Consider the following 10,805-nt stretch of genomic DNA (forward strand, 5'->3'; position numbering starts at 1 on the left):
GGGAATGCCGGCCAGCGGCCGGCACCACCCATGGGCGGGGTTCATGACCCGATCGAATGGGAAATGCCGGCCAGCGGCCGGCACTACCGATGGGCGGTGTTCATGACCCGGTAGTGCCGGCCGCTGGCCGGCAACCGCATTCACGCACCGCGGAACGTATCCCAGGCCATCCGCGCGATCAGCACCACCACCAGCCCCACGAACAGCTTGCGGATGAACGGCGTACCGCCCTTCAGCGCCAGGCGCGTGCCCACCACCGAACCGATGATGTTGGCTGCGGCCATCGGCAGCGCGAACAGCCACAGGATGTTGCCGGTCGGCACGAAGAACGAGATCGCTGCCACGTTCGTCGCCAGGTTCACCACCTTCGACGCCGCCGAGGCGCGCAGGAAATCCAGGCCGAAGAAGCGCACGAACAGGAAGATCAGGAAGCTGCCGGTGCCCGGCCCGAAGAAGCCGTCGTAGAAGCCGATCGCCGCACCGATCGCCAGCGCGATCACCAGTTCACGGCGGCCGATCTCCTGCGGCCGGTGCAGCGCGCCGAAGTCCTTCTTCCACAGCGTATAGGCCAGCATCGCGACCAGCAGCACCAGCACCAGCGGGCGCACCGCGTCCTTGGGCAGCAGGCTTACCGCGGTAGCACCGGCAAAGGAGAAGACGAAGGCCGTGCCGGCTGCGAACAGCACCGGCTTCCACGGGAAGCGCACGTTGCGCGCATAACGCCAGGCGGCCGCACCCGTGCCGAACATCGAACTGAATTTGTTGGTACCGAACAGCATCGCCGGCGTCTGCTGCGGCAGCACCGTGAACAGGCCCGGCAGCTGCACCAGGCCACCGCCACCGACGGCGGCATCCACAAGACCGGCGATGAAGGCGATCACCACCAGCCACCACAATTCGGGGGGAACCAGGTCCAGCACGGCGATCCATCAGGTGGGGGGCGCGACAGCATACGCCTGTCCCGCTCCAGGCGGCGCCCGCCGCGCGCGTGGATCAATGCCTGCAACCCGGCGACAATGCCGCCATGAGCCGAAAATCCGCCGATCCCTGCCCCTGCGGCCTGCCCGCCGACTACGCTGCCTGCTGCGGCCGTTTCCATGCCGGTGACGTCGCGCCCGATGCCGAGCACCTGATGCGTTCGCGCTACAGCGCCTATGTGCGGGGCCTGGCCGGCTACCTGCGCCAGACCTGGCACCCGGACACGCGTCCGGCCGAGCTGACGCTGGACGATGCGCCAGGGCAGCGCACGCATTGGCTGGGCCTGACCGTGCACGAGCACACGGTCACCGGCGCCGACCGTGCCGAGGTCCGCTTCACCGCGCGCTACCGGGTGGGCGGCGGCAGCGCAGTGAAAATGACCGAGCACAGCCGCTTCCAACGCATCGACGGCCGCTGGTACTACCTCGACGCGGTCTGAATCCTACCCGCCACGCACGGCCAGGCCGCGCTGTCCGCGGTGTGTCCGCACCTGGTTGCGGCCCCCGTCCTTGGCCACATACAGGGCCTGGTCGGCCGCCTTGACCACCGCCATCGGCCGGCGATCCACGTCACTGTCGGCCAGCCCGATGCTCACCGTTACCTGCACCACCTGGCCGTTGCCGCCGCGTCCGCGCTGCTGCCGGCCGGTTTCATCGTCACGGCTGCGGGTGCTGCGGTCGCGCAGCTGCATGCGCGTGTCTTCGATGCGCTGCCGCAGCGCTTCCACGGCATCGACACAGGCCTCCGCCGGGCGGTCCAGGAACACGACGGCGAACTCCTCGCCGCCGTAGCGGAACGCACGGCCTCCGTCACCGACCCGGGCCAGCCGCGACGCCACCAGGCGCAGCACATCGTCACCGGTATCGTGGCCGTGGGTGTCGTTGAACGATTTGAAGTGGTCCACGTCCACCATCGCGATGCTGTAGGTACCGCGGGCCCGCTGCAGGGTCTCGTTGAACGCCCGTCGCCCCGGCAGGCCGGTCAACTCATCGCGGAAGGCCATGTGGAAGGATTCCTGCAGCATCGCGCCGAGCATCAGCAGCAACGCGGCGCTGCTCAGTGCAGGCAGCAGCACCGGCTGCAGGAAGACCCGCGGCAGCATCCACCACAGGCACAGCAGGGCCAGCAGCATGGCCGTGTGCAGCGGCCGTGGATGCCGCCAGGCCTGCCAGCCCAGCGCTGCGGTCGCCAGCAGGAACAACAGTGCCGGCAGCTGTGCCAGCGCGTTCCAGTCGGCGGGAATCCAGCGCCAGTGACGGTTCGACAACAGATCGTGCATGCCCTGCGGCTGCTGTGCCGCCAGCAGCAGGAAGACCAGCAGCGCCGCACCCCACACCACGCTGCGCAGCAGCAGGTCCTGGCGGCGGCGTCCACGTTCCGGCCACAGCGCCAGCCCGGCGAACAGCAGCGGCAGCCACGCCGAGATCGCGTGGAAGCGCAGCGGGGTCAGGGCGTCCACATGGCCACTGTGCAGGTAACCCGCAACGTCGCGGTGGAGCAGGGCGAACGCCACCGCCGCCACCAGCAGCAGGCACAGCGTGCGCATCTGGTGGTAGAGCAGGGCCAGGCCCGCGCCGAGGCAGGCCAGCAGCCAGGGCAGGATGCGCTGCGCCGGGCTGGCCACATCCTCGGTGCCCAGTGCCATCCACAGCACCAGAACGACCAGCACGGCGGGCAGCACGAACAGGTAATGCGCAGGCTGGCGGAGCGGATGCAGGGGCACGCGGGAAGTCCAGTGCGGTGACGATGCGGCCGCAACATTGCCGTTAGCGGCGTCCCTGCGAGCTTCTTGAATACGTCACCGTGTGAACGGTGCGGTGCGCGGCCATGACGTCGCACTCACCGCGCTGCGCCGATGCTGTATGCATGGACAGCGTACCCGTCGCCGTCGCTGCCCCGCAGCGTGATCTCGCCCGCCACTTTGCCCGGGTGCGGGCGCGCAGCCTGCAACTGGCCGCCCCGCTCAGCGCCGAGGACGCCATGCTGCAGAGCATGCCCGACGCCAGCCCCAGCAAATGGCATCTGGCCCACACCACCTGGTTCTTCGAACGCTTCGTGCTGGCCGGTTTCGCCACTGCGGCGGCGCATGATCCGGCCTGGGATTACCTGTTCAACAGCTACTACAAGAGCCTCGGCCCGGCGCATGCCAGGCCACAGCGCGGCTTGCTGTCGCGGCCCTCGCTGCAGCAGGTGCAGGATTACCGGCACCAGGTCGACGCCCAGGTGCAGGCGCGGTTGGCCGCCGGTGACCTGGATGAGCGGGCGCTGCAGCACCTTCAGCTGGGCCTGCAGCACGAGCAGCAGCACCAGGAGTTGTTGCTGACCGACATCAAGCACGCATTCTGGTGCAATCCGCTGCAGCCGGCCTACCGCGATGACCTGCGGCCCGTCGCCAGCGTCGCGACGGCGCAGGGCTGGATCGAATCGCCCGAACGCATCGTCACCGTCGGCGCCCCGGCATGGCCGCAGCACGCCGACTTCGCCTACGACAACGAATCGCCCCCTCACCGCGTGCTGCTGCCGGCGCATGCACTGGCCGAGCGCCCGGTCAGCAATGCCGAGTACCGCGCGTTCATCGAGGCTGGCGGCTACCGCGAACCGCGCTGGTGGCTCAGCGAAGGCTGGGCGCTGCGCGAGGCAGAAGACTGGCAGCACCCCCTGTACTGGGACGCGACCCTGCAGCGTGAGTACACCCTTGGCGGTTGGCGCGAGCTGGATCCCCATGCGCCGGCCTGCCATCTCAGCTACTACGAGGCCGACGCCTGCGCCCGCTGGGCCGGTGCGCGCCTGCCCAGCGAGTTCGAGTGGGAAGCCGCCGCCGCGTCGCAGCCCCTGCATGGCCATTTCGCCGATGACGACCACCTGCACCCGCGGGCGGGGCAGGGCAGTGGGCTGCGGCAGCTGTTTGGCGATGTCTGGGAGTGGACCGCCAGCGCGTATGGCGCCTACCCGCGGTTCCGGCCCTTCGCCGGCAACCTCGGCGAGTACAACGGCAAGTTCATGTGTGGTCAGTGGGTACTGCGCGGCGGCAGCTGCGCCACGCCTCGCGACCACGTGCGCGCCAGTTACCGCAACTTCTTCATGCCGCCGGCGCGCTGGCAGTTCTCGGGCCTGCGCCTGGCCAGGGACCTGGCATGAGCACGGTGCAGGACGCGCTGCAGGCGCTGACCGACCTCACGCCCAGCCGGCAGCAGATCCTGGCCGATGTGCTCGCCGGCCTGTCAGGCCCGTCGCGGCAGCTGCCCTCCAAGTACTTCTATGATGCGCGCGGCTCGCGCCTGTTCGAGCAGATCACCCAGACCCGCGAGTACTACCCCACGCGCACCGAGCTGGCGCTGTTGGATCGGGTGTTGCCGGACGTCGCGCGCGTGGTCGGCCCGCGCCTGCACGTGGTGGAACTGGGCAGCGGCAGTGGCCGCAAGACCGCTCTGCTGCTGGCCGCACTGCAGGACCCGGTGGCGTACACCCCGATCGAGATCTCGCGTGCCGCGCTGCTGTCCAGCATCGACCACCTGGCGCCGGCGCTGCCTGAGGTCGAGATGCTGCCGGTCTGTGCCGACTTCACCCGCCCTGTCGCCGTTCCCGCACCGGAACGTGCGCCGGCGCGCCGTCTGTTGTTCTTTCCCGGCTCCACGCTGGGCAACTTCGTCGAAGAAGAGGCGATCGCGCTGCTGCGCGCGATGCGCCAGACCATGGGCGCTGACGGCCTCGCCCTGGTGGGCATCGACCTGCACAAGGACCCGGCAGTGATCGAAGCGGCCTACAACGATGCGCAGGGTGTCACTGCGGCCTTCACCCTCAACCTGCTGGACCGGCTCAACCGCGAGATCGGCAGCGACTTCGATCTCGACGGCTTCCGCCACCGCGCGCGCTACAGCACCGCGCGGCTGCGCATCGAAACCGATCTGGTCAGCCGCTGGCCACAGGACGTCCATCTGGATGGCCACACGTTCCACTTCGCTGCCGATGAGCCGATCCGCGTGGAGTACAGCCACAAGTACACCGACGACAGCTTCGAGGCGCTGCTGCTGCAGGCCGGCCTGCAGGTCTCGCAGCGCTGGGACGCCGAAAGCCCCGCCTACGGCCTGCGCCTGCTGCGCGCGGTCTAGGGCGGAGCGGCCGCGCCCGCTTCAGGTTCGCCGGCGGCGCTGCCTCTAAGATGGCCGTGCAACGGCAACACGGAGGACGCCATGCCCATCCTGACCACGCTCGGCCTGGTGGCCGCGCTCGCCTCGGCACCGACGCCGCCTGCGGCACCTGCTGCCGATGGTGATCCCGCTTTCAGTCGCTGCCTGGCGGGTATCCAGGCCAGCGCCGCAGCCCAGGGCATCAGCGTCGACCGATTCAACGGAATCACCGCCGGCCTCACCGCGGACCCCAGCGTGCTCGGCCTGCTCGATGCGCAGCCGGAATTCACCACACCGATCTGGGACTACCTGGCCGCGCTGGTCGATCGCCAGCGCGTCGAGGATGGACGCCTCCAGCTGCGGCAGCACCGCGATCTGCTCGATCGGGTATCGGCGCAGTACGGTGTCGATCCCGCCACCATCGTCGCCGTCTGGGGCGTAGAGAGCGACTATGGCCGCGTGTTCGGCAAGCGCCCGTTGCTGCAGTCGCTGGCCACGCTGTCCTGTGCCGGCCGCCGCCAGGCCTTTTTCCGCGGCGAGCTGCTGGCGCTGCTTACCCTGATCGACCGTGGCGACCTGCAGGCGCAAGGGCTCACCGGGTCGTGGGCCGGCGCCTTCGGGCATACGCAGTTCATGCCCAGCACCTATGCACGCATCGCCGTGGACGGTGATGGCGATGGACGCCGCGACCTGGTCGGCAGCATTCCCGACGCCCTGGCCTCCACCGCCAACTACCTCAAGCGTGCGGGGTGGCGCAGTGGCGAGCCGTGGGGCATGGAAGTTCGCGTTCCGGCCGGGTTCAATGCCCGCCAGGCGGGCCGCACCCAGCGCCGTGCGCTGGCCGACTGGCGCGCGCAGGGGGTGACCGCGCTGGACGGCAGTGCCCTGGCCCCGGCCAACCTGCCCGCCGATGCACGTGCCGCCCTGTTGCTGCCCGCTGGCAACAAGGGGCCGGCGTTGCTGGTGTTCCGCAACTACGATGCGATCTACAGCTACAACGCCGCCGAAAGCTATGCGCTGGCGATCGCCACGCTGGCCGACCAGCTGCGCGGTGGCGCCGGGCTGGCCACGGCCTGGCCGACCGATGATCCCGGCATCGGCCGCGACGAGCGCCGTCAGCTGCAGACGCTGCTGCTGGCCCGTGGCCACGACATCGGTGCCGCCGACGGCATGATCGGTAACGCCACGCGACGCGCGATCCAGGCCGAGCAGCAGCGCCTGGGCTGGGCCAATACCGATGGGCGTGCCGGACAGCGTATCCTGCGTGCACTGCAGGACGCGCCGGCTACCGCGCCGGTGCCTACCCGTTTCACGCTTCCCAGCAACTACAGCGCCGCGCAGTCGCCGGCCATCAGGAGTCGATCCAACGTGCAGCAGATCCAGGGCCTGCGCAGCGGGCAGTACCAGGGGCTCGATGCCTGGCTGGTGGACACCGCCGACGCCAGCGCGGCCATCAGCGTCTTTGGAGGCCAACTGCTTTCCTTCGTGCCCAAGGGCCAGCCGGACCTGATGTGGCTGTCTCCCCGGCGCGCCGAACTGCCCACGCCGATCCGCGGAGGCAGCCCGGTCTGCTGGCCGTACTTCGGCCGTCAGGGCCAGGGCAACGACGTGCCCGCGCACGGGTTCGTGCGCACCTTGCCCTGGGAGCTGCAGCAGGCCCGTCGCCTGGACGACGGAAGCATCGAGCTGACCCTGGCGCCACCGGTCCTGCAGCGCCTGGACCTGCGCCTGCGCATGATCGTCCGCGTGGGTCGCCAGCTCACCCAGCAGCTGATCACCGAGAACACCGGCAGTACCCCTGTCAGCATCACCCAGGCGCTGCACAACTATTTCCGCGTGGGTGACGCCAGCGCGGTGGACGTGGATGGCGTGGACGGGCTGGAATATCTGGACAAGTTCGAGAACTATGCGCAGCCGCGCCGGCAGCAGGGGCCCTGGTCGTTGCGCGACCCGCGCGACCCCGGCCGCAGCGACCGCATCTACACGCAGGCCAGCGGCCACTATGTCCTGCGCGATCCGGTGCTGAAGCGCCGCATCGACATCCGTACCGAGGGAAGCCGCTCGCTGGTTGCGTGGAACCCGGGGGCCGAGGCCGCAGCGAAGATGGCGGACGTCGGTGCAGGCTGGCGCGACTATGTGTGCCTGGAAGCGGCCAACGCGGGGCCCGACGTGGTGACGCTGCCGCCCGGCGGCAGGCACGTGCTGTCGCAGACGCTGTCCGCAGCGCCCTGGACGCCAGTCAACAAATAACGGATCAACGCGACAGGGACGTTTTCATGCAGGACGCGCAGTGGTGGTACGCCAACAGCAGGCAGAGCGAGGGACCGGTGGATCTGGCCGGGCTGCGCCGCCTGCAGCAGGACGGGACCGTAAACGCCCGCACACTGCTGTGGCGCGAGGGGATGGCATCGTGGCGGCCGCTGGCCGAACTGGATCCGTCGTTGGCGCCGGATCGCCCGTCCCCGCCGCCGGTTGAGCCGGTGCACGCCGATTCCGGCAGCGTCGCTGCGGTCATCGATCCGTCCGACCCCTACCGTGCGCCCGCTGCTGCGCCGGCAATTGTGGCGGCACCTGCGGCAGCGCCAGCGCTGGAAGGTGACATCGCCCTGTACGCCGCCGTGGTCGGCGGCAACTTTCCGATCTATCGCCAGCGCTGGCGGCTGGACCAGGGCGTTGCCGGAGGCAGTGGCACCTGGCACTGGCCGGCCTTCCTGATCGGCGTCATCTGGATGGTGTACCGGCGGATGTACACGCTGGCGGCGATCTGGGCCGGCATGCTGGTGTTCTTCAGCATCGCCGAGGCGCTGCTCGGCGTACCGGAAGGCGTCTCGATGGTCATCACCCTCGTGATCAACACCCTCGCTGCGGTGTATGCCAACCGGTGGTACCTGGCGCATTGCCAGCGTGAGATCGCCCGTGCGCGCGCGCTGGCGGGAAACGACCAGGCGCGCCTGCGCAGCGAGCTGGCCGCGCGGGGTGATACCAACGCACCAGGGGCGGCCATGGTCGCCATCGTGGTCGTTGCGATGATGCTGGTGGGCCAGGCGATGGCGGGCTGACGCCTACGCGGCTTCAAATCTGCCCGCACCTGCCGCTACCGCAGGTTCGTCCCGGGCAAGGAATCGCCGACATGATGCATCTGGATACCCCGCCGGTTGCCCCGGCCGATGACAATCCCTATCTGGCGCCTGCGGCAGAGGTGGACGGCACGACGGCTCCGTCCGATGCGGACCATCTGAACCTTCTGGTGGGGCCCAACGCGGCGCTCTACCGGCAGCGCTGGCACCTGGACAGCCCGCTGCCGAAGCCTCCGCGGCCGTGGCACTGGCCCGCGTTCCTGGTGCCGATGTACTGGCTGCTGCACCGGAAGATGTACCTGGCGGCCATCCTCTTCGAGCTGGCCATGTTCGGCATCGCGTTGCTGGCGGCCCGCGCCAGCCCGCTGCTCACGGTGGTGTTGCTGGCGGTGCCCCGCTTTGCCATCGCGGTGACCGCCAATGCGCTGTACCTGCGCTATTGCACGCGGCTGCTGGGCAAAGTGAAGGCTGCCCATGCCGGGCAGCACAACCGCATCCGCACTGAGCTGCAGCGGCGCGGTGGCACCAGTGTGTGGGCGGTAGTGATCGGCATGGCGTTCGTCGCGGTGATCAACAGCGTCGCCCGCCTGGCGGCCTGATCGGGTGGATCAGGCCGGTGTCCGCGCGCGCAGCACCAGCAGGCACAGCGCACCGGCCACCAGGCCCCAGAACGCCGAACCGATGCCCGCCAGCGAGACGCCCGAGGCGGTGGTCAGGAAGGTGACCAGTGCTGCCTCGCGATCGCGCTCCACCGCCAGGGCGCTGGCCAGGCTGTTGCCGATGGTGCCGAACAGCGCGATGCCGGCCACGCACGCCACCAGCTCCCTGGGGAAGGCCGCAAACAGCGCCGCCACCGTGGCGCCGAACAGCCCGACGACAATGTAAAAGGCACCGGCCGCCATCGCCGCTGTATAGCGGCGTGCCGGATCCTCGTGCGCATCGCGGCCCATGCAGATGGCGGCGGTGATCGCCGCCAGGTTCAGTGCATACGCACCGAACGGCGCCAGCAGCGTATTGACCACGCCGATCCAGCCGATCAACGGCGACACCGGGGCGTCGTAGCCGGACGCGCGCATCACCGCCACGCCGGGAATGTTCTGCGAGGCCATGGTGACCACGAACAGGGGCAGGGCAATGCCGGCCACCGCCGTCCACGACAGTGAAGGCGTCACCCACTGTGGCACTGCCAGTTGCAGGTGTACCTGCTGGGCATGCAGCAGGCCGCGGCTGGCGGCGACCGCAATGCCGACCAGCAGCGTGGCGATCACCGCATAGCGTGGAAACAGCCGGCGTCCGGCCAGCCACGTGGCGAACATGGCCAGTGCCAGGATCCATTGCGTGTTCATGGCCACGAATACGTCCAGGCCGAAGCGCAGCAGCACACCGGCCAGCATGCCTGCGGCCAGCGCCATCGGTACCCGCTGCATCAATCGGGCGAAGATGCCGGAGAAGCCCGCCAGCGTGCCCAGCAAGGCAGCGAGCAGGAACGCGCCGGTCGCCTCAGACAGCGAGGCACCGCCTGCACCCACCACCAGCATGGCGGCGCCCGGGGTCGACCACGCGGTCACCACTGGCACGCGATAGCGCAACGACAGGCCGATGCAGGTCACGCCCATGCCCAGCCCCAGCGCCCACATCCAGGAGGCGATCTGTGCCTGGTTGGCGCCGACGGCCTGTGCCGCCTGGAACACGATCACGGCAGAGCTGGCAAAGCCGACCAGCACCGTGATGAAGCCAGCAACGATTGCCGGCATCGAAAGATCGCGCCACCACGCGCGCTGCAACTGCATGCTCATTGCTCTCTCCACTTCGCATCCCTGCATTGATAGCGGTTGCGGCGTTGCCCGCGCAACGCGCGGGCAACGCCGCAGTGATCTTCGAGCGTACGTCATGGGTGGTGGGATGGTGATTCCGTCATCACCCTGCAAGAAAAGCCTTGACGAAATCCGCAGGATCTCTAGAATTCGCCCCCTTGCTGCAACGCATCGCTTCCCCGGAAACGACACGCGCTCAGCAACGCCATCGCCGACGGACGAGTTGATCGAACGAAGGTGTTGACGGACTCGAAAAGTCCGGCATAATAGGCGGCTCGCTACGACGAAAAGCCTTCGGGCCCAACGACGAAGCAGCATCGGCAACAACGTCCACCCCGGTGAGGCGGCCTTGAAAAAAGGTGTTGACGAAGCGGAAAAGCCGGCTATAATGGGCGGCTCGCTACGAAGGAAACTTCGCAGCACACGGGAACGGCGCTGAGGCCACTTCCCCGGATCTTTGAAAGTATGCGCAGGTATCTTGTGAAGGCGCCTGCAGGAAGGATGATTGTCCATCTTGCAGACGTTTGATCAAGCAACTATTAATTGTTTTAAAGCAAGCGATACGTTGCCAGAATCAATCATCTGCAGCTTTAAATTTTGATCTTCGGATCATGTAGTTTTAAGTGAAGAGTTTGATCCTGGCTCAGAGTGAACGCTGGCGGTAGGCCTAACACATGCAAGTCGAACGGCAGCACAGGAGAGCTTGCTCTCTGGGTGGCGAGTGGCGGACGGGTGAGGAATACATCGGAATCTACTCTGTCGTGGGGGATAACGTAGGGAAACTTACGCTAATACCGCATACGACCTAC

9 protein-coding genes and 1 rRNA gene are annotated in these 10,805 nt (G+C 68.3%); 7 read left to right on the plus strand and 3 right to left on the minus strand.

All coding sequences use genetic code 11. The annotated features are described in order from the left end of the window. Positions 1-140: 140 nt before the first annotated feature. On the minus strand, positions 141-920 hold the full coding sequence (locus BLS66_RS11180; protein ID WP_049470705.1) for a sulfite exporter TauE/SafE family protein: 780 nt from the start codon (positions 918-920) through the stop codon (positions 141-143). 104 nt (positions 921-1,024) lie between these two features. Between BLS66_RS11180 and BLS66_RS11185 the strand changes: the two genes are divergently transcribed. Then, entirely contained in the window at positions 1,025-1,417 is a 393-nt protein-coding gene (locus tag BLS66_RS11185; RefSeq protein WP_049470708.1) for a YchJ family protein, read from the plus strand. A gap of 3 nt (positions 1,418-1,420) precedes the next feature. Here BLS66_RS11185 and BLS66_RS11190 read toward each other — a convergent pair whose 3' ends face one another. Then, positions 1,421-2,701 (minus strand): GGDEF domain-containing protein, encoded by a 1,281-nt coding sequence (locus tag BLS66_RS11190; protein ID WP_049470711.1) that lies wholly within the window; start codon positions 2,699-2,701, stop codon positions 1,421-1,423. A gap of 143 nt (positions 2,702-2,844) precedes the next feature. On the opposite strand from BLS66_RS11190, the gene egtB reads away from it, so the two are divergent. The 5 genes from egtB to BLS66_RS11215 all read left to right on the plus strand — a co-directional run bounded on the left by egtB (position 2,845) and on the right by BLS66_RS11215 (position 8,781). Beyond that, positions 2,845-4,116, plus strand: coding sequence for an ergothioneine biosynthesis protein EgtB (gene egtB, locus BLS66_RS11195; protein WP_074725878.1), 1,272 nt, complete (start codon positions 2,845-2,847; stop codon positions 4,114-4,116). Beyond that, entirely contained in the window at positions 4,113-5,087 is a 975-nt protein-coding gene (gene egtD / locus BLS66_RS11200) for an L-histidine N(alpha)-methyltransferase (protein WP_049470717.1), read from the plus strand. The genes egtB and egtD overlap by 4 nt, the downstream gene beginning before the upstream one ends. Positions 5,088-5,168: 81 nt before the next feature. Further along, on the plus strand, positions 5,169-7,355 hold the full coding sequence (locus tag BLS66_RS11205) for a lytic murein transglycosylase (protein WP_083348160.1): 2,187 nt from the start codon (positions 5,169-5,171) through the stop codon (positions 7,353-7,355). A 26-nt stretch (positions 7,356-7,381) separates the two neighbouring features. Beyond that, positions 7,382-8,164 carry a GYF domain-containing protein gene (locus BLS66_RS11210; RefSeq protein ID WP_074725879.1) on the plus strand — a complete coding sequence of 261 codons (783 nt, stop codon included), beginning with the start codon at positions 7,382-7,384 and terminating at the stop codon, positions 8,162-8,164. Positions 8,165-8,235: 71 nt separating this feature from the next. Next, the gene (locus BLS66_RS11215; RefSeq protein ID WP_057495297.1) at positions 8,236-8,781 is read left to right on the plus strand and encodes a DUF2628 domain-containing protein; all 546 of its coding nucleotides are present in this window, start codon (positions 8,236-8,238) and stop codon (positions 8,779-8,781) included. Positions 8,782-8,790: 9 nt separating this feature from the next. Here the strand turns inward: BLS66_RS11215 and BLS66_RS11220 are convergent, their stop codons facing one another. Continuing rightward, entirely contained in the window at positions 8,791-9,978 is a 1,188-nt protein-coding gene (locus tag BLS66_RS11220; RefSeq protein WP_074725880.1) for a benzoate/H(+) symporter BenE family transporter, read from the minus strand. 638 nt (positions 9,979-10,616) lie between these two features. Between BLS66_RS11220 and BLS66_RS11225 the strand changes: the two genes are divergently transcribed. Then, positions 10,617-10,805: ribosomal RNA gene (locus BLS66_RS11225) — 16S ribosomal RNA — on the plus strand; the annotation flags it as partial.

The sequence above is a fragment of the Stenotrophomonas pavanii genome (assembly GCF_900101175.1).
GTDB classification, from domain to species: Bacteria; Pseudomonadota; Gammaproteobacteria; order Xanthomonadales; family Xanthomonadaceae; genus Stenotrophomonas; species Stenotrophomonas pavanii.